This window comes from Thalassospira permensis NBRC 106175, assembly GCF_000714555.1.
In the GTDB taxonomy this organism is placed as follows: Bacteria; Pseudomonadota; Alphaproteobacteria; order Rhodospirillales; family Thalassospiraceae; genus Thalassospira; species Thalassospira xiamenensis.
Genome location: NZ_AUNC01000013.1, coordinates 42,336 through 66,812, shown reverse-complemented (window position 1 = coordinate 66,812; position 24,477 = coordinate 42,336). Strand labels below are relative to the sequence as shown.

Below are 24,477 nucleotides of genomic sequence, written 5' to 3'. Positions count from 1 at the left end.
CGACGCAAACGGTTAACCCACATACCGACTGTGTAGAATTGACTATTAACCCCCAGACTCAATTCCCACCAGGAGAGATCCGTGCTGCAATCAGGACCCGTTGTCAGCCGTGTAGGCCTTGAAACCCATGGCCTCAAGAATCTTGGCGCCGTTCACTGGAATTTGGACGCTGCCGGCCTCTACGAACATGCAATCCGTCGTCAGGAAGGTAAAATTGCCAAGGGTGGCGCATTTGTTGCGCTGACAGGCGAGCATACCGGACGTTCCCCTCTGGATCGCTTTATCGTCGAAGAGGCAAGCACCAAGAATGACATCGACTGGGGCGACGTTAACCGCCCGGTCAGCCCGGAAGTGTTCGAGCGCCTGTATCAAAAAGTGCGCGCTTACTTCCAGGGCACCGAACTGTTCGTTCAGGACTGCTATGCCGGTTCGGATCCGCGTTTCCGCCTACCGGTTCGCGTGATCAACGAAAATGCATGGCACAATCTTTTTGCGCGCAACATGTTCATTCAGCCGCAGAAAGAAGAACTTCGCGACTTCGCACCGGAATTCACCGTTCTGCACGCTCCTGGCCTGCAGGCTGATCCGGAAGTCGACGGCACCCGTTCCGAAGTATTCGTCGTCGTTTCGTTCGAACGCAAAATGGTGATCATCGGCGGCACCTGGTATGCCGGCGAAATGAAGAAATCGATCTTCTCTGTTCTTAACCATATTCTTCCGGCCAAAGGCGTCATGCCGATGCATTGCTCGGCCAATATGGGCAAGGACGGCGACACCGCGATCTTCTTTGGTCTGTCGGGTACCGGCAAAACCACCCTGTCGGCCGACGCATCACGCACGCTTATCGGTGACGATGAACATGGCTGGGGCGAAGATGGCGTCTTCAACTTCGAAGGCGGCTGCTACGCCAAGGTGATCAAGCTTTCCAAAGAAGCAGAACCGGAAATCTATGCCACAACCCAAACCTTCGGGACGGTTCTGGAAAACGTTGTGATGAACAAGCAATCGCGCGAGCTTGACCTCGACGATGCCCGTCACACCGAAAATACCCGTTCCAGCTATCCGATTGAGTTCATCCCGAATGCATCGGAAAACGGTCGTGGCGGTCATCCGAAAAACATCATCATGCTCACCTGTGATGCGTTTGGTGTTCTGCCGCCGATCGCCAAGCTGACCTCGGCACAGGCGATGTACCACTTCCTGTCGGGTTACACCGCAAAAGTTGCCGGCACCGAAAAAGGCGTCAAGGAACCGACCGCGGCGTTTTCCGCCTGCTTTGGCGCACCGTTCATGCCGCGTCATCCGTCGGTTTATGCCAAGCTGCTTGGCGAACTGATGGAAAAACATCAGGCAAATTGCTGGCTGGTCAATACCGGCTGGTCCGGTGGTGCGTATGGTGTCGGTTCGCGCATGAAAATCGCCTATACCCGCGGCCTTCTGAACGCGGCGCTCAATGGCGAACTCGAAAATGCCGACTTCGCAACCGACCCGTATTTCGGTCTGGCATACCCGACCGCGTGTGGTGACATCCCCGCCGAAGTCCTTAACCCGCGTGACAGCTGGTCAGACAAGGCTGCCTATGACAAGGCTGCCGCGAACCTGACCAGCCTGTTCGAAAAGAACTTCGCGAAGTTCGAAGAACATGTCGCTGCCGACGTTCGCGATGCTGCAATCCGCAGCAACGCCGAAGTCAAAGCCGCCGAGTAAGGCGACTGACACCCGTTATTTCAGAAAGGCCGGTGCATGCATCGGCCTTTTTGCTGAAAACAGAAAATTGATTCTCGTTTCAACCGACGGAACTGCCCGAGCTGTGCCGTCCTAAAATACGTTGACGTTTTTTCCTGAAGCCAGCGGTCGATCATCCGCTGGCTTTTTGATGCACGCTTTCTGTTGTTTGCATTGCCAGAGCGATCTGCGTGCAACACTGGCAAAGCTGCGTGCGCAGAAACCCGATTTGACCCAATCGGTGCTTTTGATGGAAGAGATGGGGCAGACGCAAGTGGTTGTTGGCTACAATTTTCAGTCGGCGGTAGATGACCCCCACGGACTAATTGCCCATCACGCGGTGACACAGGCGACATCGTACCAGAACGAATTAAATCAACATTCTGGGGGTCAAAAACATCATCGAAAGGCTCTCGCTCTTCCCGGCAAAATGAAAACACTCTCGCTTATGCAAAACCCCGCTAACAATCTAACGGGGTTTTGACACAGGCTCAGAATGGCGACCTTTACGGTGACTAACGGATACTGAACTTACTACCGTTTGGGATCATTAATATTGCGCCAGTAAAGCGTAATGTCCTTTTCGGGCTTACCGAAAAGATATCCTTGGGCATAGTCAAAACCGACCTTGGTAACCATTTCGCGCATGGTTTCGGTTTCGATCATTTCGGCCACGACCTCGACCTTCAGTTCATGACAAAGATCGACCAGCGATTTAAGGAATGCACGGCCTTTGGTTGCCTTCAATGACTGCCGGATCGATTCCCCGTCTATTTTGACATAATCAACATCCAGCGCACTGAGATATCGGAAATTCGATGCTCCTGTACCGAAATCATCCAGACAGATTTCAACACCAAAATCGCGGAACCGTGAAATCCAGGTTGATGCGGTATCGATATCCGTAATCTCGGCCGTTTCGGTAATCTCGATCATCAACTGCCCCATCGTGTCGCGATTGCGTTCAAACAGTGCAATCACAGACCGGCAGAAATCCGGGTTTTCGATGCTATGACCCGAAACGTTGACCGCCACACGGGCATCGATGCCCTCGTCCAGCTGGTTACGGATCCATTTGAGGGTCCGGCGCATCATCGCCAGATCCAGCCTGTGGATCATATTGACCTGTTCGGCAAAGCTGATCAGTCGTTCCGTCGGAATAAGATTACCATCGTCATCATAAAAGCGCGCCAAGACCTCGAAATGATGGATTTCCGCAGATGGCAACCGCACGATCGGCTGATAAACCGCATCGAATTTCAGACGGTCAACCCGCATGCCGAAATCGCGCATTGCCGAAAAGGTATCATTCACCAGATTGGGGGTCTGCCCTATCAGGCGCGAAAATGTAAATCCGTGCTCCTGCCGGTCACAGAACCGGCGGATAGAATAAAGCACCCCGCGAGCAAGATCGCCAGGCGGGATCATTTCGGCCGTAAAGTCGGTAACAGACGTGGAAATCTCCACCCCCTTGCCTTCCGGATCGGCGTCCCGCGCACAATCGGCAATCCGATCTTCAAGTTCGCCAACCGGCACATCGGGCCGGTGCAACATACCGAACTGATTGCCATTCAGGCGGCCCGCAGTATCCCCGGCAACGGAATGCGCCCTTAGAAATGCACCGATACTGGACAGCATTTCATCCCGTTCGATCTGCTCCATGCGTTTGCAAAGCGGATCAAAGGCATTCAATGTCATCAGGGTAAATTTGTGTTCTGCACCGGTTTCGCGTTGCGCCATCAGGCGTTCGGTCACCACCCGGGACAGGCTTTCCTCGTCCATCAGTCCGGTTGCCTCATCGCGCCTGATTGATCGCGCCACATCATGGGGTAGCGTATTGATCGCAACGCGCAGGGCAACAAAGAAATGATCGCCAAGATCGGGCAGGAAATAACCACTCATGGAAACCGGGGCGCTTAACTGCTCATCCGGGCGAATAAACCGCACCTGGATATTGTCCATACGGCCACGACGGCGCGCCACATACAGCATTTCCTGAACCAGCGGCCGGAATTGTGGGGCCAGAACCGATTGCAGACTATGTCCTTCAAGGTCGGCTGCGGACCGGCCCATCATGCCATCTGCCGCCCCGGATGCGAACACGATCCTCAGATCGTCATCCAGTTCAAGCAGAAGATCCCCCCACACAAACGCAAGTGCAGCGAAACGATTCCGTTCGTTCCGAAGTGCCGTCGTTCGACTTTTGAGAAGCTTTTCCAAAGGGTCCTCTTGCGCTGCCTCGAAATCCTTGCGCCTTCCTGCCCCCAATTCAGGAAGTCACATCATCCGCAAAGACGAATTCGCCTATCATCTGCATGGCACCCTTAATAACGCCTTTACAGCACCGACAGATTTCGAACTTCGCGAATACATTTCCGGGTGCGTAACGCGCCGAAATTCGGAACATTCCCCTGGCACCTCCCGGCTCCAAACACAGATTGACTATATCTTTGTTCAGGCTGCGCTTTTTAAACCCCTACCCCGAATTATTCGAGCCTGAAATTGTTGCAAAAACCGCATGCCTACAATGCTGCATTGCAAAATCACCGTCGGCACCTTTGCAAACCGGATGTAATCCCATAATAAAGAACGTCGTGAACGCCGCGTAGCTTTGTGCCACCATCGCCCATAACCGGAATGCTTCAACATGCCCTCGATCGTTTCTACCACTGCTGTCATTCCGCGTATTGCGCCGGACAATGTCCTGATCTTTGATCTCGACAACACGCTCTATCCCTCGGCATGCGACCTGTTTTCGCAGGTCTCGAATCTAATCGGGCAATATGTGCGTGATACATTACGGATTCCGTCGGACGAGGCCTATGTGATCCAGAAAAGCTATTTTCACCGCTATGGCACGACGCTGCGCGGTCTGATGACCGAACATGACATTGATCCGGCGGATTACCTTAACAAGGTTCACAATATTGATCTGTCCGTGATGGATCCTGCGCCGGAACTGGCGGCTGCTTTGGATGCGCTGCCATGCCGCAAGGTAATCTTCACCAACGCATCGCGCGGGCATGCCGAACGGGTGATGGATCGCCTTGGCATTGCCAGCCATTTCGAAACCATCTTTGACATCGTCGACGCCGACTATATCCCCAAACCCGAACGCCAGCCCTATGACCGATTGCTTGCGCGCGATGCAATTGATCCAACGCGCGCGATCTATTTCGAAGACATGGCCAAAAATCTGCTTCCGGCAAAGGACATGGGCATGACGACCGTATGGGTCCATACTGACGAGGAATGGGCGCAGGTTGGCCGCGACGATCCCAGGATCGACCACGAAACCAACAATCTGGTGCATTTCTTACGCGAACTGGGCAAGGGTCCGGCCTAAAACCGGGTTCGGGCAAATTTGTCATGGTTCCAAGATTGAGCTTGGCGCCGTGATCGGGTAATTCTTGCGCGGGTCAGAATCAGGGCACCCAAAAGCCGGAACTACGTAAACTGGCGGAGTTGACTTCACAGCAGGCTTTGACCATTCTCCGCCCGACATGAAATTAAGGCTGACCGCAAGGACTTCTGAAAATGGACAGAACAGAACTTGAAGGCGTGATCAACGTCGCATGGGAAAACCGCGACGAAATCGGCTCCGCCACCCAGGGTGAAATCCGCAAGGCCGTCGACCAGACGCTTGCCGCACTTGATAGCGGCAAACTGCGTGTTGCCGAAAAGACAGACGGCAAGTGGATTGTCAATCAGTGGGCCAAGAAGGCGGTTCTTCTGTCCTTCCGTCTCAATGACATGACCACCATTTCCGGCGGCCCCGGCGAAAACACCAACTGGTGGGACAAGGTCCCGTCAAAATTTGAAGGTTGGGGTGAAGCTGAATTCAAAAATGCCGGCTTCCGCGCCGTACCGGGCAGCATCGTGCGCCGTTCGGCCTATGTCGCACCGGGCACCGTTCTGATGCCGAGCTTTGTGAATCTTGGTGCCTATGTCGATACCGGCGTGATGGTCGATACTTGGGCAACGGTCGGTTCCTGCGCACAGATCGGTAAAAACGTTCACCTGTCGGGTGGTGCCGGTATCGGTGGCGTGCTTGAGCCCCTTCAGGCCGGTCCGGTCATCATCGAAGACAACGCTTTTATCGGGGCGCGCTCGGAAATCGTCGAAGGTGTTATCGTCGAAGAAGGTGCCGTGATTTCGATGGGTGTGTTTATCGGCGCATCAACCAAGATCATCGACCGCACCACCGGCGAGACCTTTGTAGGTCGCGTTCCGGCATACTCGGTTGTGGTTCCGGGCAGCATTCCGGGCAAGCCATTGCCCGATGGCAAGCCGGGACCGAGCCTGTATTGCGCGGTCATCATCAAACGTGTGGATGAAAAAACCCGTTCGAAAACCTCGATCAACGAATTGCTGCGTGACTGATTTCTGTCACCGGATTTGCCAATGATCTATAAGGGGCGAAGCGGAATGCCGTTTCGCCCCTTTGCACATCAAATGTTTCACTTGAAACATCCATGATGGATTTTTAATCCTACTCGTTCATCAAGAAGCCAAGAGAATATCAAATGTCCGCCGCCCTTGATCTTGCCCAATCCCTGATCCGCTGCCCGTCCGTTACCCCTGCGGATGCCCGTGCGCTTGATGTCTTGCAGACAGCCCTTGAAGCACGTGGTTTTGACTGCAAACGAAAAGTGTTTCACGAAGACGGCTGGGACAGCATAGACAACCTTTATGCGCGGCTGGGAACCAAAGGGCGCAATTTTTGTTTTGCCGGGCATACTGATGTGGTTCCGGCGGGCGATGTCGCGGCTTGGACTGTTGATCCATTTGGTGGCGAAATCAAGGATGGCCGTCTGTTCGGGCGCGGCGCGGTTGATATGAAAACCAACATTGCCTGTTTCGTTGAATCCGTTGACGCCTTTCTGGCGACCCATCCCGATTTTGACGAAAGCATCAGCTTCCTGATTACCGGTGATGAAGAAGCCGATGCGGTGAACGGTACGATCAAGCTGCTGGACTGGTGTGACAAGCATGGCGAGAAACTTGATGTCTGCCTTCTTGGCGAGCCGACCAATCCGACATATCTGGGCGAGATGATGAAAGTCGGTCGCCGCGGCTCCATCACCGGCTGGCTGACGATCTATGGCGCGCAGGGCCATGTTGCCTATCCACACCTGGCAGATAACCCGGTACCGCGCATGTTAAAGGTCCTCAATGCACTGACCACGCATGAACTCGATCAGGGCACCCCGCATTTCCAGCCAAGCAATCTGGAAGTCACCACCATCGATGCCGGGAATCCGGCGACCAACGTGGTTCCGTCAAAGGTCAGTGCTGCATTTAATATCCGTTTCAATGACCTGCATCAGGGCGTCGATCTGGAAAAATGGATCCGTGAAACCTGTGCCGCACATGCCGGTCCCCATGACCTTAAAGTCAAGATTTCCGGCGAAGCCTTTGTATCCGAGCCGGGCAGACTGGCAGCCCTTATTTCCGACGCATCGGAAAAAGTCACCGGCCACCGACCGGATATGAGCACAACGGGTGGCACTTCGGATGCGCGCTTCATCCACAAATATTGCGAAGTCGCGGAATTTGGCCTTGTCGGGCAAAGCATGCACAAGGTCGATGAGCATGCGATGATTGATGATATCGAAAAACTGGTCGTGATTTACGCCGATATTCTTTCGGGGTACTTTGCGAAAGTCTGAGAAAGGCCGGATAGATTTAAATGGATCGGGGGATCAGGGAAATGGCAGAGACACCGAAGGCCGCAACCAGTTCAATTCGGATTGCCAAAGGTGACATTGTCCCGAAAATCGTCCTGCCCGATACCGCCGGACAAACGGTCGACCTGACAGATCAACTGATCGCGGGAAACACACTTGCGCTTTGGTTGCTGGATGAAAAACCGACCAAGGAAACATGGCAGGAAATTGACCGGTTTCTCGATCAGGTCGCGGGTTGCGAGACCCTGACTTTTCTGATCATCGGCGGCACTAAAAGCCCCAGGAAGGCAGCAAAGTCAAACGCCAAGGCAACCGAGCTTTATGACGCGGAAAACGCGGTCAAAAAGCTGTTTGGCGTTACTGGCCCCTCAATGCTTCTGATCGATCCAAATCATCGGCTGGTGTTCAACGCATCGTTTGCGGATGTTGATAACGGTATTGACGTCTGCAAGGCAATCCACGCCGGAAGCAAATCAGACGTGATCAATCGCCAGGCACCGGTCATGTTGCTGCATGACATTCTGGAACCGGAATTGTGTCAGGAACTGATTTCCTATTGGGAAGCCGGTGAAAAGCGTGCGGATGGTGTATCCAAGGGGACGGAAAACAGCAGCACGGCGAAATCCGACATCAAAAAGCGCAATGACGTTGTCCTTCTGGATGAAGTGCTGTTTGAGAAAGTCAAAAGCCGACTTGTGGGGCGGGTTATCCCGGAACTGTTCAAGGCATTCCAGTTCAGAACGGCAAGCATGGAAGCCCTAAGGATCGGGTGTTATGACGCCGCTGACAAGGGACATTTCGGTCGCCACCGGGACAATCGCACCGCATTTACCGCACATCGTCGATTTGCGGTGTCGCTAAACCTGAACCCGGTAACTTACGAAGGCGGGCAGGTTCGTTTTCCCGAGTATGGTCGCGGCCTTTACGCGCCGCCTGCCGGGGGTGCCGTCGTATTTTCCTGTTCACTGTTGCATGAAGCAATGCCGGTGACCAAGGGACGCCGATTCGGGATATTTACCTTCCTAACCGATGAAGCCGGTGCGATTGCAGAACAGAAAATGATTGCACAACGCAAAGGCCAGGTTGCACCACTTGCGATGAAACGCTGATCAAGGCCTAGATCGTGTTTTCGGCCGGTCAAAGCGCCGCATCCGTTCCGCTTTTCTGCGGTGATTTAAGTCGCGGCACCGTTTTTCGCACCGAACTGAGGATCAGTTCAGCAGTTTCATCATCAACCGCACGTCCAAGAACCATTGCACCGACCATCATCGACAGCATCGCGGTCGCATTGATGCGGTATTCCTTGCTGATTTCATCAAGTGGCGGGTTTTCAAACCATTCATCGGCTTCTTCGCGGGTCATCGGGGCTATACCGCGTTCTTCGAGTGCGAGTTTTCCGGCAAGCCTGCCACACGCCCCGCGGATCACCTTGGAAAAGGCTTTTTGCGCCCGCTCGCCCGACCGGGCAACTTCGGTTGAAAGCGTCGGCAACGCACATCCCTTGCCAGGATGATTGAGGTGCTGGTTCGACAGATATAGATCAGCAAAGGCCGTGGTCCAATCAAGGCCGAATTTTTCTGCTTTGCGCAAACGCGACAGGATCGGTTCTGACAAAAGGTTAATACCGCTATCTACAGTGGCGACAAACAGGTCTTCCTTGTTTTTGAAATGCGCGTAAAACCCGCCGCGCGTCAGTCCCGCATTGGCCATCACCTGATCGATCGTCACATTTTCATAGCCGACCGTTTTGAAAAGCTTGGCTGCCGATCGGATTATTTTCAGCCGCGTCTTTGGTTTGTGATCCGGACTGTAAGGCATGATCTGGCTCCGATTGAGGTGACGGGAAACAAGGCTCGCACATTTTTATAATATGTTCTTGAACATATTATGTCGTGCGTAATCCTGTTGGCAACTCTCGCGCAGCGGGGCGCTGATTCAGAGCCGCGCAACCGCGACGACACACCACTACAGATGCAAAGGATTTTGCGATGTCCAAGGTGATCATCTACGGCATGCCGCGCAGCAGTCTCTCGCGCACGGTACGGATTGCCTGTATCGAGAAACAGATTTCGTTCGAGTTCCGCACCAAAGGCATTCAATCCCCAGGCGCAGAGCCAACACCGGAATTGCTGCAATTCAATCCGTTCGGCAAGGTGCCGGTTCTGGTTCATGACAATCTGGTTCTGTACGAAACCAGTGCGATCTGCCGTTACATTGATGATGCGTTTGACGGACCGCTATTGCGTCCGGTGCGAAAGGACAAAGTGGCGCGCATGGAACAATGGATCAGTGTCGCCACAACGCGGCTGGATACACAAATCCTGCGGCAATTTGTCATCCCGATGGTTTTTGCCGATACAGAACAGCGCAATGACCCGGGTTTTGCGGTCCGAATGAAGCGCATGGGCGATCTTATTGCTCATGACCTTAAAATTCTTGATCCGCATTATGATGATGGCTGGTTATTCGGCCAGCGTTTCACCATTCCAGATATGCTGATCATGCCCATGATCCACTATCTCAAAGCAATGCCAGGGGGACCGGAAATTCTGGCAGAAGTACCAAATCTGGATACGGCGTTCAAAAGTTTTCAGGCACGCCATTCTGCGGCTGTGACCGACCCGCTGTTACCGGACCGTATTTTGCGGACGGCATAGAGGCCCCCCGCACCTTCCTTTTACTTTGCCCTTTGCGCTAACTGGTTCGCGCATTGGATGTTACAGCCGCCCCGTTCCGGAATCCCCTAATATGTTTTCCGGCGTCGGGGCGGTTGCCTTTTTTATCCCCGGAAAATCAGGGCTTCCACGTGATCGGAATATAGCCCGGCAAGGCCGCAACACGATCAAGCCACGCACGGATGCCTGGATATACCGAAAGGTCGATCTCGCCTTCTTCAGCGACATGAGTATAGGCATACAGGGATATATCTGCGATCGACAGTGCGTCCCCGACCAGCCAGTTATGCCCCGACAACCGCTTTTCCATCAGATCCAGCGCCTTTTTCGCACCAGCCCGCTTCATCGGCACCAGAATATCGGCATGTTCAGGCATGCCCTTGATCCCGACCCATGACCGCAAAACAGCAATCGTTGGTTCATGATCATATTGTTCAAAGAACAACCATTGCATGACTTCCGTGCGTTCCCACGCATCGGCCGGCAAATAAGGCGTTCCATCGGCAAGATGGATCAGGATCGCGTTGCTTTCGACAAGAACCCGACCATCATCGAATTCCAGCGCAGGAATTTTGCCATTGGGGTTGATCCGCGACATGAAGTCATGTGTGCGGGTTTCACCCTTGGTGATGTCATGTTCGACCAGATCAAATGATTTGCCAAGCAGGGTCAGCAGCAAACGAATCTTGTAGCCGTTTCCCGACGGTAAAAAATCGTGAAGTATCATTCCGGTATTCCTTTGGCACATACGGTTTCGTACTGGCCGGCCGAGGGAGATAATTGGTTCTGGCCCAGGATCAAACAATCGAATAGTTTTGACCTGACCGTTCAATTTTATTGATCTTTTTTACTGATCAAAGGAAGTCACATGGATTCCGATCTGCTCCGAAGCTTTGTCGCCTTTGCCGAATGTGGCAGTTTCAACCGTGCTGCGGATCGGATCGGCCGCACTCCATCGGCATTTTCCATGCAGATGAAACGGCTGGAAGATCTTGTCGGAAACAAGCTGTTTGAACGGGAGGGCCGCAATGTTTTGCTGACAGCGGACGGCATCACCTTTGTCGGTTATGCAAGGCGAATGCTGTCGTTGCAGCACGAAGCCATGGGAAAGATGCGCGGTCATGATAGCAGCCGTCCGATCCGGATCGGATGCCCGGATGATTACACTCAGAAAATCCTGCCGGTGGTGCTGCGTGCAATACGCAAGGTCCATCCCGATGCCAAATTCTTCATTTCCGTCAACCCGACGATATTGCTGCGCCGGATGCTCGACCAAGGAGAACTTGATATATCCGTCATCAGCCGGTCGGAACAGGGTGAAGAAGGATATTTCTTGCGTCATGAGCCCGGTGTCTGGGTTTCATCCCCCATTCACCGACAACATCTGGCAAACCCATTATCACTTGTTCTGCCTGCAGAGGATTGCAAATTCCATGCATGGGCAATTGATGCGATTTCCAAGGCAGACCGGCCATATACCTTGCTTGCGACCACACGACAGGCCGCATCGCTTTTGCATCTGGTGCGTGACGGTTTGGGTGTCGCCGCCCTTGCAGCGGCAAGCGTCACCGATGAGTTTCAGATTCTTGAAAGTCGCGACGGTTTCCCACCATTACCCGCAGTCGGTGTAGCCCTGATGCTGTCAGATACGTCTCACCCACTTGTTGATCGCCAACTTGCCGCAGCGATACAGAATTTTGTCAGCGAGTATGTAGTTGATGACGACTTGACCAAACGCGCGGCAAGCTGATTTTATGCGCCCCCGCAAACACCATAATCATGACGGATACCATGTCCCCAAAAGCCCGCCTGAATATCTGCACGACCTGCACCGCATCCTCGACCGAAGGGGCAACGGAGCCACGTCACGGTCGGATACTGTTTGATAAAATGGTCGAAAACGGGGCGACGCTGGACATACCGTTTGAAATCAGGGCAGTTGAATGCCTGACCAATTGCAAGTCGGGCTGTTCGGTTGCGCTGAATGGCATGGGAAAATGGGGTTATGTTTACGGAAATATTGATCCGGAAAACATGATCGCTGATCTGCAGGAACTTGCCACAAAATACGCGGAAACAGATGACGGCATCGTGCCGTGGCGTGAACGCCCTGAAAGTCTGCGTCGCAATGTGATTGCCCGAATCCCGCCACTAGACTGACGGCAATTGAGGCCAAAAGCTTAACCTGTTGGCAAATTTCCATGCATATCGCGCCATTCCTGCGCGATATTTCCTTCCCTTTTCACTATCCGGATTAAATCATTGAACTCAGCCAGCGATATCGCCGACTGTTTTGAAAGAACCGCAACCAGCTCGTAGCTGAAATCAGGGCTTGGTCCAATAAATACTCTCTGACTCAGTTCCGGATTTTTTGCATAGGCTCTTGCCAGAAATCCTGCTGAAACAATGCCAACGTCACCTTCTCCGTCCAACAAATGGTCGAACAATTGTTGTTCGTCATAGTGGAACAAAACACCGAAATGATCTTGCAAATACTCAGGATTGGCGTTGAAAGAGGCAAATTTATAATGGAACCCCAGTACGCAAAGAAGCTCATGTCGGGTTATATCGTCGAACCAACCTGGCCCCGGAACGTCCTCCTTGCGGGCAATGAATAAATCATATTCGACAACAATGGGATCAGAAAACAGGACATCCTGATCTCTCCAATCCCAGTCGGGACTTTCCATCAAAATGAGATCGAAGCCCCCCATCGCAAGATCGTTGTAGCGACGACGTGACGATGTTTCGACCAATTCGAAAAAGTATTTCGATTGGATGGCATTGAGGTCTGCAATCAATTCCGGGGTGAAACCTGAAGGTTTATCATTTTCAAAAAAATAGACGACGCCATATTCATAGGCGCCAACCTTAACAGGTATCGCGTTCTTGGTGTCAGCATTGGCCACTGTGGCAAACACCCCACAAACCAGTACGCTCGACATATGACAAAACCAACGAAATATCCCCTGCATCAGAAGCCTCTCCCTTTTCGCACACTATAAATTGCCAATGCGCGTCGGCCCCGGATTTTGCATCAGGATATGACGCTGATCCCTTCTATATGCGGCCTTCGCGCCAATTTTCCAGAAGGTAGCGTGCAATTGAAATCGGACGGGGAAGGTTGATGCCCTTTTCGGGAAGCCCGGCAACATCGTCGCGATGCACCCACATCGCAAATTCAATTTCCTTTTCATCAATGACGATGTCGGTCGTTTCTGCCTCGGCGACGAAACCCAGCATCAATGAACCGGGGAAAGGCCATGGTTGAGATGCAATATAACGCGCACGTTTGATGCGTATCCCGACTTCTTCGAACACTTCGCGCGCAACGGCCTGTTCAAGGGTTTCGCCCGGCTCGACAAACCCGGCAAGCACAGAAACGGTCCCCGGAAGAAACTGTGGTGAGCGCGCCAGCAACACATGATCATTGTGATGGATCAGCATGATGACCGCAGGATCAGTCCGCGGGAAATGCGGTGTGCCACATACCGGATTACTGCATTGCAGACGGTAACCGGCTTCCATCACATGGTTGGGGTGACCACAAACACCACAAAAACGGTGCTTGTGGTGCCAGTTGAAAATGGCACGGGCCTGGGCCGCCAGGGCGGCCTCGTCTTCGGAAAGGGCTGCCATGCGGCTTCGCATATCGCCAAAACCGCCCCCAAGCCGACGAATGGCATCATCACGATCGGAAATAACCGGTTCGATATCAATGGCAATGACCGCCTCGCCGCCCTGTCGACCGATATAGATCCAGTTTGCCCGTTCGATTTCGAGATCAAGATGTGGCAATGCCGGGCCGCCCACAACGACCAGTTCATGTTCGTTCATGTCTTCGGGCCAGGCAAAAAGCGGATCACCGCCATGGCAGATCAGGATTTTGACGGTTACCTCAGCCAGCAACAGTTCGCGCCAGTTTTCCCGGGTGCGCAACTGGGCATCGCGATCCAGATGTGTTGCTTCGTAAAACAGCCTGTCCATTTCGGGGCAATTCCTTGGTTGGATCCACCAGAGACGGGATCGAGTCCCGTAATTCAATATGGTGGGTCAGCATATTCAGGTGACGGGCACCGACATTAGCGCGACCAAACCCGCCGTCAAAGCCACGATCATGCGATTTATCAAAAAATCAAAGCCGGGCCTTGCGTTTTATGGTTCCTTGCGCGATATAGGGGGCGAGAGGCTGGCCGTGGACGGACCGCTCGCCAACCCGGTCAGGACCGGAAGGTAGCAGCCGTAACGAGTTTTTCCGGGTCGCGGTTCAGTCTCTCACCCTTTATATCCCCCAAAAATCACCTGTTTCCGCCATGCTTTGCAGCATCATGCCTGCTATGGAATTTTGTGCGGGAAATTTCCCACTTGGTCTTTCCCATGCGGGGGCGAAGCTGCTAAAACCAAAGCACATTGAAACATGCCGGACCGGATGAATGACGGATCAGATCGACAACGCCGAAACGTCAGCACCAGAAACGCCCGAGGCTGAGGCGCCAGAGCTTGATATGGAACAGGAACCCGCCGCGGCGGCACCTGCATCTTTCACTGCGCCAAAGGCCGAAGAGGCGCCCAAAAGCGAATATCAGGTTCTTGCCCGCAAATATCGCCCGAAAACCTTTGACGAGCTGATCGGCCACGGACCGATGGTCAAGACGCTGTCGAATGCGCTTGAAAGTGGCCGACTGGCGCATGCCTTTGTTCTGACCGGGGTGCGCGGGATCGGTAAAACCACGACCGCCCGCATCATTGCGCGCGCGCTGAACTGCATCGGACCGGATGGCAAAGGCAATGCCACCATCGAGCCATGCGGTGTTTGCGAGCATTGCCGCGCGATTGCCGAAGACCGTCATGTCGACGTTCTGGAAATGGATGCCGCGTCACGCACGGGTGTTGACGATATTCGCGAACTGATCGAAGGCGTTCGGTATCGCCCGACATCGGCACGCTACAAGATTTACATCATCGACGAAGTGCACATGCTGTCGAAAAGTGCGTTTAACGCGCTTTTGAAAACGCTGGAAGAACCGCCGGAGCATGTGAAATTCATCTTTGCGACCACCGAAATCCGCAAAATTCCAATTACGGTTCTTTCGCGTTGCCAGCGTTTCGATTTGCGCCGGGTTCAGACCGATGAACTGGCCGCCCATTACAAACGCATCGCAACCCTTGAACATGCCGATATCGAGGACGAGGCGCTTGCCCTGATCGCGCGTGCGGCTGACGGATCGGTTCGTGACGGCATGAGCCTTCTGGATCAGGCGATTTCGCATGGTGCGGGCAAAGTCACCACCCAGCAGGTCCGCGATATGCTGGGCCTGTCAGACCGGTCGCGGATTTTCGATCTGTTTGACCGGACCATGAAGGGCGAAATCAACGAAGCGCTGGAATTGCTGGGGGCGCAATATGCACTGGGCGGTGATCCGGCGGTGATGCTGCAGGATATGCTTGACCTGACCCACTGGCTGACACGCGTGAAACTGTCACCCGAGGCGGCAAATGATCCGGGCGTGTCGCAGATTGAGCGCGACCGCGGCAAGGAAATTGCCGCCAAGCTTGCCATGCCGCAATTAACCCGTGCGTGGCAGATGCTGCTTAAAGGTCTGGAAGAAACCCGCATTGCGCCAAGCCCGATCCAGGCGGCTGAAATGATCCTGATCCGGCTGGCTTATGCCGCCGAAATGCCCCCCCCGGGCGATCTGATCAAGAAACTGCGCAATGATCTGAACAAATCCGGCAATGCACCGCAAGGTGGCGGCGGCAGCAATGGTGGTGGCGGACCGGGTCCGCGCATGCAGGTGGTTAATGGCGGCGGGGCGGCGGTTGCCCATGCACGCCCTGATCCGCTGGGTGAGCCAGAACAGGCCCCGCAGCAGGTTTATGCCAAGCTGCCCGAAACCTTTGCCGAAGTCGCCGAATTGCTGTCGAAAGAGCGGGAAACAACCGCACTTGCGATACAGCTTAAAAACTATATGCATCTGGTGAAATACGAACCGGGTCGCATTGAATTCCGTCCGGCGCGCGGGGCGCGTGCGGATTTGTCGAGCCAGCTTATCAAAACCCTGAACAATCTGACCGGTCATCGTTGGCTGGTCAGTGTTTCGGAACGCGAAGAAGGTGCGCCGACCCTTAAGGAACAGGAACTTGAGGAACTTGAACAGCGCAAGGCGGATGCATCACTTGATCCGCTGGTCAAGGCGATCCTTGACGGATTACCCAAGGCAAAAATCGTTGCCGTCCATCTGCCACCGGGACAGGAAGAAACCGAGGGCGAGCAGGATGACAGCGGTTCCGTTTACGATGATGCATTTTATCTCGAAGGAGACGACGAGCTATGAAGAACCTTGCAGGGATGCTGAAACAGGCCCAGCAGATGCAGTCCAAAATGCAGGAAATGCAGGAAGGACTTGTTGCACTTGAAATCGAAGGCCAGTCCGGGGCTGGCATGGTCAAGGTCATGCTGAACGGCAAGGGCGAGATGCGCGGCCTGAAACTCGACAAAAGCATTGTCGATCCCGAGGATACCGAAGTCCTCGAAGACCTGATCGTTGCAGCCTATAACGACGCCAAGGTCAAGGTCGAGGCCGCTGTTCAGGACAAGATGAAGGACGTCACCGGCGGGTTGAACCTGCCGGAAGGTTTCAAACTTCCGTTCTGATCGGCAAAACCGGTATCAAATTGCGGTCATGCCGCATAAATCAAAGGGTGGCATTGCGCCGCCCTTTGTTTTTGATACAAGCTATCAGAAACAGTCATCACAAGATCAACCGCAAGACGGGACCATCATGAACGGACGGGAAATCGAAAATCTGATCAAGCTTCTGTCACGCCTGCCGGGGCTTGGCCCGCGGTCGGCACGGCGCGCGGTTTTGCAGATGCTGAAAAAACCCGAAACCCTGATGATCCCGTTGTCCCACGCGCTGGAAGAAACCGCCAATGCCATGACCAATTGCGGTGTCTGCGGCAATATTGATGTGGTCGATCCGTGCCACATCTGTGCCGACCGCAATCGCACCCGTGATGCAATTTGCGTGGTCGAGGAAGTTCAGGACCTTTGGGCGCTGGAACGTGCCGGGGCGTTCAAGGGGCAATATCATGTTCTGGGCGGGACATTGTCGCCGCTTGACGGGGTCGGGCCGGATGATTTGCGCATCGATCAACTGATCGAACGGGCACGCGACGAGGTAGTAACGGAAGTTATCCTTGCCACCAATGCCACCGTCGATGGCCAGACCACGGCACATTACATCACCGAACGCCTGATCGAAACCGGGGTCAAGGTTACACGCCTGGCGCACGGGGTCCCGGTTGGCGGCGAACTTGATTACCTTGATGACGGCACGCTGGCCGCAGCCCTTCGATCACGCAGCGCAGTTTGATCGCAGACCGTTCATGAAAACAGAAGGCAGCATTCAATTCTGCCTAGGATATTGATAAATATACCTTTTTGGTCACGCAGAGCATCGGCCGGGAACTTTTTCCGTTTTTTTGAAAAAAGTTCTTGATTTGTTCTTTTGGTTGTGTCATAAAGATAAAGTCAACAGGACAAATGGGTCCGGAGACAAAACCCGCAAAGCGTGATCCGCTTTTGCGGGTTTTTTGCGTTTCGGGCGGCAAAACAGGAATGAGACGATGACGGGGCAGCGATCTGACGGGATGAAATGGCGGGGGCGGCGTCACCAAAGGAGCATCACTGGCGCATGGAAAAGCCATTACGGCGGTGGTGTGTTCTTGCCGTAAGGCCACGCGAAATTTGCGAAAAACGGGTGTTTATCATGACGGGAGAGATGTGTCCTTGGGGCAAGGCGTCTGAACGGGGCTGGGATAGCCGGGGCGAGGCTGGTCTGGTTTGGTCCAGTCCGGTCGATGAAGCGTGACAATGCCGAGAATCAGCGGGCCCGAATTGCGCCCGGATTGGATCGGCACGGGATCGGCGGCCGGGGTGCCGGGGTGGCTGGCGGGGAGCGGCTGGCAGGATCGGTTGTCAGCGGTCCGATGGTGCGTCGGACATGCCGAAAGGCCGGTCATCGATGGCGGGATTTGTGTGCCTGCCATTCGGCAACGCTGTGGCCCTTGGGGTGAGGTGCGTTTTGGGGCAACCGAGAGCGAGCGTCGTTCGGGGCGTGGTCCGTCCAGTCGGTGGCGTTTGGCGATGCCGGGGGCAGAGGGGTTGGTTGGCTGGCGGGATTGGTTTGGCGATTGACCAAAACCGTCATTCCGGGCGAAACGAAGCGCAGCGCAGACCCGGAATCCATGCCCCGCTGAAAGAGACTGGATTCCCGCCGTCGCGGGAATGACGATCTGGTTGGGAGGGCTTTGTCAGCGGTCCGGGGTTGGTTGGCTGGCGGGATTGGCTTGGCGGTTGATCACAATCGTCATTCCGGGCGGAGCAGAGCGAAGACCCGGAATCCATACCCTGTTGCAGGAGACGGGATTGCCGCCCCCGCTTTCACGGGGGTAAGCTTTGCGGGAATTGTCTCTTGAAGGCATGTTATCTGTGAGCTGTTCAGCAGTCCGAGGCAGCATTCGATGCTGCCTTTGTTGTTTCGGACCCGGGCACCATCACCCTATTTGGTCTGCGCAATCTTTTCCGCGGCAAGACGCGTTGCCAGTTCATAGCCATAGGCACCGGCACCGGCCATCACGGCATTGGCAACCGGGCTGATCCAGCTGTGGTGGCGGAATTCTTCGCGGGCATGCGGGTTGGAAATATGCAGTTCGATGATATAGCCATCGAATGTTTTCAGCGCGTCATGAATGGCGGCTGATGTATGGGTATAGGCCCCGGCATTGATAATGATCGCCGCCGATTTTTGCCGTGCATCATGGATGAAATCGACAATGCTGCCTTCGTGGTTTGACTGTTCAAACCGGACAGAAACCCCCAGCGTTTCGGCAAGGGACGCGCATTTATCCGCGATACTTGCCAAAGTGTCATAGCCGTAGATTTCCGGCTGCCGCTGCCCCAGAAGGTTAAGGTTCGGGCCGTTAATGACAAGAATTTCCGAAACGCTCATGGTTTCCTGATCCCCTGAAATGTTTGCTTATTTCGACGTCTGACTGCGCCGGTTCATACGGGTTTGCGATGCCAGCCGGATCGGTGCATTGGCCGCACCAAACCCGCGATAATCGCGACGTTCGACCAGTTCAAAGAAGAACCGGTTGGCGAAGGTCTTGGTATAGACCTGAAAATACTCGCCGTCATCATCACGATCATAAAGGATGTTGGCAGCCTTCAGTCGATCCAGAAGATCGGGATCAAGGCCAAAGCGCGCCTCGATGTCATCATAGTAATTTTCCGGGATTGGCAGAACTTCAACACTATTTTTCCGGCAAAAATCGACACTGGCAAAAATATCGCCACTTGAAAGTGCGATATGTTGCACGCCGCTTCCAAAGAATTCGCTTAGGAATTGTGAATGCTGGGTATGGGGGCTTTGCGATCCGTTCAGGATCAGCCGCACCCCGCCATCCTCACCCTGAACCACCTGACTTTGCACAAGCCCGCCGGGATCGGGCACATCGACCGTTGGCATTTTACCAAGATCGAAGATCGAGGTGAAATACAGCACCCAGGTCAGCATTTCCTCGTACTGCATCGAATAGGAAACGTGATCGACCGATTTCAGGTTGGCGTCATTTGCCGGTTTGTCGGCAGTTTTCGATGCTTCGAACTCGACATCCCAGATGCGCGCCAGTTCGCTTTGATCATCAAGGAAATAGACCAGACTGCCACCCACACCGCGGATGGCGGGCATTTCGATTTCGCCCGGGCCAACGGACTGGACAAAGGGTGATGCCAAAAGGGATTGCGCGCGTTTAAGCGATGCGTTTGCATCATCGACCTTAAGCCCCACCGCACAAACCGACGGGCCATGCACGATGTTATAGGAATGTGCGAAACCATCCTTGTCGCAATTGATCACAAGGTTGATATTGCCCTGCTTCCACCATGTGACAGCCTTGGATTTGTGGCTGCCGCGTTTTTCAAATCCAAGCCCGGCAAACAGGGCCGCAAGCTTTTCGGCGTTTTCTTCTTCGACCGCGAATTCAACAAATTCGACATTGCGGGCATGCGCCTTTGGCGGCAGGGCAACCGCCTTTTCACCGACTTTTACACCCTCAATGCCATCACCCAGATAAATCAGCGAACGCAAGCCATCCTTGGCAACGTTTTTGGTCGAGCTTGAGCGGAACTGGTCATTGAAAATTTCAAGTGATAGCGGCCCGTCATACCCGGTTCGGGCCAGATTGCGCATGAATTCATCAAGTGGAAAGTCCCCCTGCCCCGGAAAGCACCTGAAATGGCGGCTCCATGACAACGGGTCCATTTCAAGAATCGGCGCATCGGCGACCTGCACAAGAAAAATCCTGTCGCCGGGAATTGATGCAATCGCATCAAGCGGCACCTTGCGTGCCATGATATGGAAGGTATCAAGCACCAGACCGACATTGGGGTGATTGGCGCGCCGCACCACTTCCCAGCTATCGCGATAGTCGCTGATATGTTTGCCCCAGGACAGGGCTTCGAACGCAATGCGAAGCCCACGTTTTGCCGCACGGTCGCCAAGTTCGGCCAGATCTTTTGCCGCACGATCAAGCCCGCCCAGCGAATGCGGCGAGACGTTCGAGCAAACCATCAGAAGATCGGTACCCAGTTCTTCCATCAGATCGAACTTGCGCTCGGCACGTTCGAACGCGCGGGTGCGCTGGGGTTCGGGCATGCCTTCAAAATCACGGAACGGCTGGAAGGTGACCAGCTTCAGACCAAGGTCACGGATGGTCTTGCCAACATCTTCGGGGGAGCCATCAAAGGTCAGTAGGTCATTTTCAAAAATCTCGACACCGTCAAAACCAGCGGCGGCAATGGCATCAAGTTTTTCCTGAAGATCGCCCGATAGCGAAACAGTGGCGATGGAAGTCAGCATTTTATCCCTCCGGGATGGTCGTGTGGTGCATCGGCACCGTCGCGCGGAAGGACTTCCGGGCACGTTGCCCGGCAGGATCGGTTTGATCAGTCCTGCGAACGGCGCCGATAGGTTTCGATATGATCGGTCAGTTTTGAGAGTGCGGCAGTTTTGTCGCGTGCCAGTGCCAGATCACAGATGCCTCGATGTTCATCAATAATCTCCTCGGCCCGGAAGCCGTGCGTTTTCAGTTCGATCACCACATAACGGCGGAACTGATCAAAGATTTCACGATGCATCCGCATATGCAGATCCGACCCACAGGCAGAGATCAGGGCCTGATGAAATTCGCGGTCATACTGGCTCCAGCGTACTGTCAGTTCGCGACTGTCTTCGGTCAGCATGCGTTTTTCGATGGCGGAAAGTTTGTGATGGGCGGCAGCAACACGGCCTTCCCATTCGACATCCCCGGCATCAATTGATTTCGCAAGCCCGTTGGTTTCAAGCAGCAACCGCATCGCGGTCAGTTCCTTGAAATTCGAGGGCGATGTTTCGACAACCCGAAAGCCTTTCTGGCCTTCGACAAAAACAAATCCCGACGCGACAAGACGATTCAGCACCTCGCGGAGCGTGTTGACCCCGGCATTATAACGATCCCGCAACGCATCAAGCTTCAGCTTCACACCCGGCTGGAGTTCGCCATAAAGGATGTCATCGCGGATTTCGTTATAAACGGTCTCGGCAACTGTGCTGCTGCTCATGGACTTTCCCCTTACCCCGTCAATGCCTCGGGATAGGCATTGAAATATTCGATCCGGGCGGCATCCCCGTCGATCTGCGCCCCGCTGAAAACCTCGAACGCTTCAATACCCTGAAAAAAGAACAGTTCAAAGCCGGTCATGACCGAAAGCCCGGCCTTTCGCGCGGAATGCAGGAATGATGTTTCAACCGGCGTGTAAACCGCATCAAACGCCCATTTCTGTCCGCCCAGCAAAGCAGCATCAATCGGACTGCCCGGATACTGGTTCATGCCAACCGGGGTACAATTGATCAAACCGTCCGCATCGCGGATCGCATCGGAAAGATCAGGTTCGGTAACAAAGGCAACGTTGGCCCCGCCCGCCTTCAGGGTCGCAACCAGCGTATGGCCGCGATCGGCATCCTTATCATGGATAAGGATGCGTTCCGCACCAAGCCCGTGCAACCCGAATGCCGTGGCAAGGCCGACGCCGCCCGCCCCCATCTGCAAAACCGTTCCCGGTGCCTGATCGCCAAACTGCCCGCGATAACCGCGCATGAACCCGACATAGTCGGTATTGTCCCCGCGCCAGCCATCTTCGCGGAACACCACCGTATTCACCGCACCAAGGGCTTCGGGCAGACGTTTGCGACGCTGGATCAGCTTGCGGGCCTCGGTTTTGTAGGGATGGGTAACATTCACCCCGGCATAACCAGCCTTGGCACAGGCTGCAAGTTGCCCGATCAGATCGAAACCGGCGATCTTTTCACTGTCGAGATAGTCATAGGTCACATCAATTCCGCACATCCGGCCAAGCAAGACATGCAGTCTGGCCGATTGGCTGAGTGATATGCCTTTACCGATAAGACCAAGTTTCAACATGGGGCGAAATCCTAAAATCCGAACAGGTTGGGCATGAAGGTGACGAGTTGCGGCACAAAGGTGATCAGGATCAAAACCGCCAATTCTACCAGGAACAACGGCATGATCGATTTGATCATCCGGGCCATACCAACATTGGCGATGGCATCCGCAACAAACAGGCAAAGCCCCATTGGTGGTGTGATCAGCCCGATCATCAGGTTGAAGATCACGACAATGCCGAAATGGGTCGGATCAATACCAAGGCTGATCGCAATCGGATGCAGGATCGGCACCAGAACCAGCATTGCGGCAATGCCTTCAAGCACCAGACCGACACCAAGCAACATGATGTTGATCAGGATCAGGAACATTGTCGGGCTATCTACATAGCCTAGCACAAACGAACTGACCGCCTGCGGAATACCCGCAAAAGTCATGAACCAGTTTGCCGCGGCGACCGTGCCCATAATGATCAGGATGCTTGAAGAATCACGCATTGAGTTGGCAAAAACACCCGGCAGGTCCGATGGTTTGAGTTCGCGAAACACAAACAGTCCGACAACCAGTGCATAAAAAACGGCAAAGCTTGCGGCCTCGGTCGGGGTCACGATCCCCGCCAGGATTGATCCGATCACGAAGACCGGCATGAAAAGCGGGATCAATCCATCCCAAAGGGCGCGCATCTTTTGGCGCATATTCATCCGGCCACGCGGTGTGGCATAATTGGCCGCAAAGATGCGGACATAAACCGACAACGCAATCGCAAGCAGGATGCCCGGAACAATCCCGGCCAGAAACAGGGCCGGAACCGACACATTGCTGGTAATCAGCGCATAGATAATCACAGGAATACTGGGCGGAATAATCGGACCGATTACGGATGATGCCGCCGTCAGAGCCGCGGCAAAATCGCGCGGATAACCTTCTTTTTCCATCGACGGGATGAAGATACGCCCGATTGCCGATGTATCGGCCACCGCCGACCCGGAAAGGCCCGCAAAAATCACCGAAGACCAGATATTGACCTGGGCCAGACCGGCTTTGGCATGACCAACAAGAGCATTGGCAAGATTGATGACCCGCGACGTGATTCCACTGGCATTCATTAATTCCCCGGCCAGAACAAAAAGCGGAATGGCAAGGATGGTGAAGCTGTCAAGCCCCGCAAAAATGCGTTGGGGCAGAAGATCGATGCTGAATGTCGCACCACCAATGTAGATCGCAATCGCCAGCGCAATCGCAAAGGCCACCGGCGCGCCAATGGCAAGCAGAACAAAAAGGCCAAGCCCCGTGATCATGATTCCTCACCCCCTGAAGATTTGCGGGTGAAGAAAGCAATGAGACGAAACAGTGCCGCAATGACAAGGCAGACCCCGCCAACCGTCATGGCGATTTGCGCCCAATACATCGGAATTCCGATGCCCGATGCCATAATCCCACCGCGCTTGGCGGCAAAGATCAAACCGGCATGGACCAGAATGCCCCCCAGTATCAGCGTTGCGACATCGACACCCAGCGCAAGCTTGCGGCGGATCGGGGCAGGAACGGCATCAATGAATATGCTAAACGTAATCTGTGTACCTTGCAGATAGGCAAAGGCCATTCCAAACATGGTGCCATAGATCATCGCATATTTCGCGACTTCCTCGCTCCATTGCAGAGGCGCGGAAAAGAGGTAGCGGCTGACACTGCCAGCAAAGACGACGCCAAAGACGACAAGGATGCTAAATCCCGAAAGCCCGGCAAGCAGATGCCTGAAAGCATTTTCTGCGCGTTGCATAAGTTCCTCTGGATGAACACGGGAAGCCGACAACATGACCGCGACAACTTTTGGTGCCTGTCGCGGATGCGATGATCACTGAACAAAAAGGGCAGGCCGG

General features: G+C 54.2%; 24 protein-coding genes and 1 other RNA gene. 14 read left to right on the top strand and 11 right to left on the bottom strand.

The genetic code is table 11. The annotated features are described in order from the left end of the window. Positions 1 to 81: 81 nt before the first annotated feature. On the top strand, positions 82 to 1,707 hold the full coding sequence (locus SMB34_RS09155) for a phosphoenolpyruvate carboxykinase (protein ID WP_037989408.1): 1,626 nt from the start codon (positions 82 to 84) through the stop codon (positions 1,705 to 1,707). 121 nt (positions 1,708 to 1,828) lie between these two features. Further along, on the top strand, positions 1,829 to 2,209 hold the full coding sequence (locus tag SMB34_RS21130) for a hypothetical protein (protein ID WP_167332752.1): 381 nt from the start codon (positions 1,829 to 1,831) through the stop codon (positions 2,207 to 2,209). 50 nt (positions 2,210 to 2,259) lie between these two features. Here SMB34_RS21130 and SMB34_RS09145 read toward each other — a convergent pair whose 3' ends face one another. After that, positions 2,260 to 3,945 carry an EAL domain-containing protein gene (locus SMB34_RS09145; protein WP_037989404.1) on the bottom strand — a complete coding sequence of 562 codons (1,686 nt, stop codon included), beginning with the start codon at positions 3,943 to 3,945 and terminating at the stop codon, positions 2,260 to 2,262. A gap of 427 nt (positions 3,946 to 4,372) precedes the next feature. On the opposite strand from SMB34_RS09145, the gene SMB34_RS09140 reads away from it, so the two are divergent. The 4 genes from SMB34_RS09140 (at position 4,373) to SMB34_RS09125 (ending at position 8,524) form a co-directional block, all read left to right on the top strand. Further along, positions 4,373 to 5,071 (top strand): pyrimidine 5'-nucleotidase, encoded by a 699-nt coding sequence (locus SMB34_RS09140; protein ID WP_037989403.1) that lies wholly within the window; start codon positions 4,373 to 4,375, stop codon positions 5,069 to 5,071. Between the two features lie 191 nt (positions 5,072 to 5,262). Beyond that, the gene (gene dapD, locus SMB34_RS09135; RefSeq protein ID WP_007091836.1) at positions 5,263 to 6,108 is read left to right on the top strand and encodes a 2,3,4,5-tetrahydropyridine-2,6-dicarboxylate N-succinyltransferase; all 846 of its coding nucleotides are present in this window, start codon (positions 5,263 to 5,265) and stop codon (positions 6,106 to 6,108) included. Between the two features lie 143 nt (positions 6,109 to 6,251). Continuing rightward, positions 6,252 to 7,397: a succinyl-diaminopimelate desuccinylase gene (gene dapE, locus SMB34_RS09130; RefSeq protein WP_037989401.1), complete on the top strand. Its 1,146-nt coding sequence runs from the start codon at positions 6,252 to 6,254 to the stop codon at positions 7,395 to 7,397. Between the two features lie 41 nt (positions 7,398 to 7,438). Then, complete coding sequence (locus SMB34_RS09125) at positions 7,439 to 8,524, top strand: 2OG-Fe(II) oxygenase (RefSeq protein ID WP_240478789.1); 1,086 nt, start codon at positions 7,439 to 7,441, stop codon at positions 8,522 to 8,524. A 28-nt stretch (positions 8,525 to 8,552) separates the two neighbouring features. Here SMB34_RS09125 and SMB34_RS09120 read toward each other — a convergent pair whose 3' ends face one another. Continuing rightward, on the bottom strand, positions 8,553 to 9,233 hold the full coding sequence (locus SMB34_RS09120; RefSeq protein ID WP_037989397.1) for a TetR/AcrR family transcriptional regulator: 681 nt from the start codon (positions 9,231 to 9,233) through the stop codon (positions 8,553 to 8,555). Between the two features lie 170 nt (positions 9,234 to 9,403). On the opposite strand from SMB34_RS09120, the gene SMB34_RS09115 reads away from it, so the two are divergent. Beyond that, a complete protein-coding gene (locus tag SMB34_RS09115; RefSeq protein ID WP_037989395.1) occupies positions 9,404 to 10,072 on the top strand; it encodes a glutathione S-transferase family protein in 669 nt (222 codons plus the stop codon). Positions 10,073 to 10,208: 136 nt separating this feature from the next. Here the strand turns inward: SMB34_RS09115 and SMB34_RS09110 are convergent, their stop codons facing one another. Then, the gene (locus SMB34_RS09110) at positions 10,209 to 10,817 is read right to left on the bottom strand and encodes a glutathione S-transferase family protein (RefSeq protein ID WP_037989394.1); all 609 of its coding nucleotides are present in this window, start codon (positions 10,815 to 10,817) and stop codon (positions 10,209 to 10,211) included. Positions 10,818 to 10,958: 141 nt separating this feature from the next. Between SMB34_RS09110 and SMB34_RS09105 the strand changes: the two genes are divergently transcribed. Continuing rightward, on the top strand, positions 10,959 to 11,840 hold the full coding sequence (locus SMB34_RS09105; RefSeq protein ID WP_037989392.1) for a LysR family transcriptional regulator: 882 nt from the start codon (positions 10,959 to 10,961) through the stop codon (positions 11,838 to 11,840). Positions 11,841 to 11,881: 41 nt separating this feature from the next. After that, entirely contained in the window at positions 11,882 to 12,250 is a 369-nt protein-coding gene (locus SMB34_RS09100) for a DUF1636 family protein (RefSeq protein ID WP_037989438.1), read from the top strand. A gap of 20 nt (positions 12,251 to 12,270) precedes the next feature. On the opposite strand, the gene SMB34_RS09095 is transcribed toward SMB34_RS09100, so the two are convergent. Next, on the bottom strand, positions 12,271 to 13,065 hold the full coding sequence (locus tag SMB34_RS09095) for a substrate-binding periplasmic protein (RefSeq protein ID WP_084716543.1): 795 nt from the start codon (positions 13,063 to 13,065) through the stop codon (positions 12,271 to 12,273). An 85-nt stretch (positions 13,066 to 13,150) separates the two neighbouring features. Beyond that, on the bottom strand, positions 13,151 to 14,077 hold the full coding sequence (nudC, locus tag SMB34_RS09090; protein ID WP_037989388.1) for an NAD(+) diphosphatase: 927 nt from the start codon (positions 14,075 to 14,077) through the stop codon (positions 13,151 to 13,153). A gap of 197 nt (positions 14,078 to 14,274) precedes the next feature. On the opposite strand from nudC, the gene ffs reads away from it, so the two are divergent. The 5 genes from ffs (at position 14,275) to SMB34_RS09065 (ending at position 18,290) form a co-directional block, all read left to right on the top strand. Next, positions 14,275 to 14,369: signal recognition particle sRNA small type (ffs, locus tag SMB34_RS20875), an RNA gene on the top strand. 154 nt (positions 14,370 to 14,523) lie between these two features. Beyond that, positions 14,524 to 16,425, top strand: a complete 1,902-nt coding sequence (locus tag SMB34_RS09080) for a DNA polymerase III subunit gamma/tau (protein ID WP_037989386.1) — start codon at positions 14,524 to 14,526, stop codon at positions 16,423 to 16,425. Beyond that, positions 16,422 to 16,745: a YbaB/EbfC family nucleoid-associated protein gene (locus SMB34_RS09075; protein ID WP_007091823.1), complete on the top strand. Its 324-nt coding sequence runs from the start codon at positions 16,422 to 16,424 to the stop codon at positions 16,743 to 16,745. Before SMB34_RS09080 ends, SMB34_RS09075 begins: the two co-directional genes overlap by 4 nt. A 127-nt stretch (positions 16,746 to 16,872) precedes the next feature. Then, a complete protein-coding gene (gene recR / locus SMB34_RS09070) occupies positions 16,873 to 17,466 on the top strand; it encodes a recombination mediator RecR (protein WP_037989436.1) in 594 nt (197 codons plus the stop codon). A 500-nt stretch (positions 17,467 to 17,966) separates the two neighbouring features. Continuing rightward, positions 17,967 to 18,290: a hypothetical protein gene (locus SMB34_RS09065; RefSeq protein WP_037989384.1), complete on the top strand. Its 324-nt coding sequence runs from the start codon at positions 17,967 to 17,969 to the stop codon at positions 18,288 to 18,290. A 364-nt stretch (positions 18,291 to 18,654) separates the two neighbouring features. Here the strand turns inward: SMB34_RS09065 and SMB34_RS09060 are convergent, their stop codons facing one another. From SMB34_RS09060 to SMB34_RS09035, 6 genes are all read right to left on the bottom strand, one after another. Continuing rightward, on the bottom strand, positions 18,655 to 19,104 hold the full coding sequence (locus SMB34_RS09060) for a type II 3-dehydroquinate dehydratase (RefSeq protein ID WP_007088242.1): 450 nt from the start codon (positions 19,102 to 19,104) through the stop codon (positions 18,655 to 18,657). 27 nt (positions 19,105 to 19,131) lie between these two features. Next, positions 19,132 to 21,015 (bottom strand): bifunctional sugar phosphate isomerase/epimerase/4-hydroxyphenylpyruvate dioxygenase family protein, encoded by a 1,884-nt coding sequence (locus SMB34_RS09055; protein ID WP_037989382.1) that lies wholly within the window; start codon positions 21,013 to 21,015, stop codon positions 19,132 to 19,134. Between the two features lie 86 nt (positions 21,016 to 21,101). Further along, positions 21,102 to 21,755 (bottom strand): GntR family transcriptional regulator, encoded by a 654-nt coding sequence (locus tag SMB34_RS09050; RefSeq protein WP_037989380.1) that lies wholly within the window; start codon positions 21,753 to 21,755, stop codon positions 21,102 to 21,104. 11 nt (positions 21,756 to 21,766) lie between these two features. Then, positions 21,767 to 22,615: a shikimate dehydrogenase family protein gene (locus SMB34_RS09045; protein WP_037989379.1), complete on the bottom strand. Its 849-nt coding sequence runs from the start codon at positions 22,613 to 22,615 to the stop codon at positions 21,767 to 21,769. Positions 22,616 to 22,626: 11 nt separating this feature from the next. Beyond that, positions 22,627 to 23,895 carry a TRAP transporter large permease gene (locus SMB34_RS09040; RefSeq protein ID WP_037989377.1) on the bottom strand — a complete coding sequence of 423 codons (1,269 nt, stop codon included), beginning with the start codon at positions 23,893 to 23,895 and terminating at the stop codon, positions 22,627 to 22,629. Further along, the gene (locus SMB34_RS09035) at positions 23,892 to 24,377 is read right to left on the bottom strand and encodes a TRAP transporter small permease (RefSeq protein ID WP_037989435.1); all 486 of its coding nucleotides are present in this window, start codon (positions 24,375 to 24,377) and stop codon (positions 23,892 to 23,894) included. Before SMB34_RS09035 ends, SMB34_RS09040 begins: the two co-directional genes overlap by 4 nt. Positions 24,378 to 24,477 lie beyond the last annotated feature (100 nt).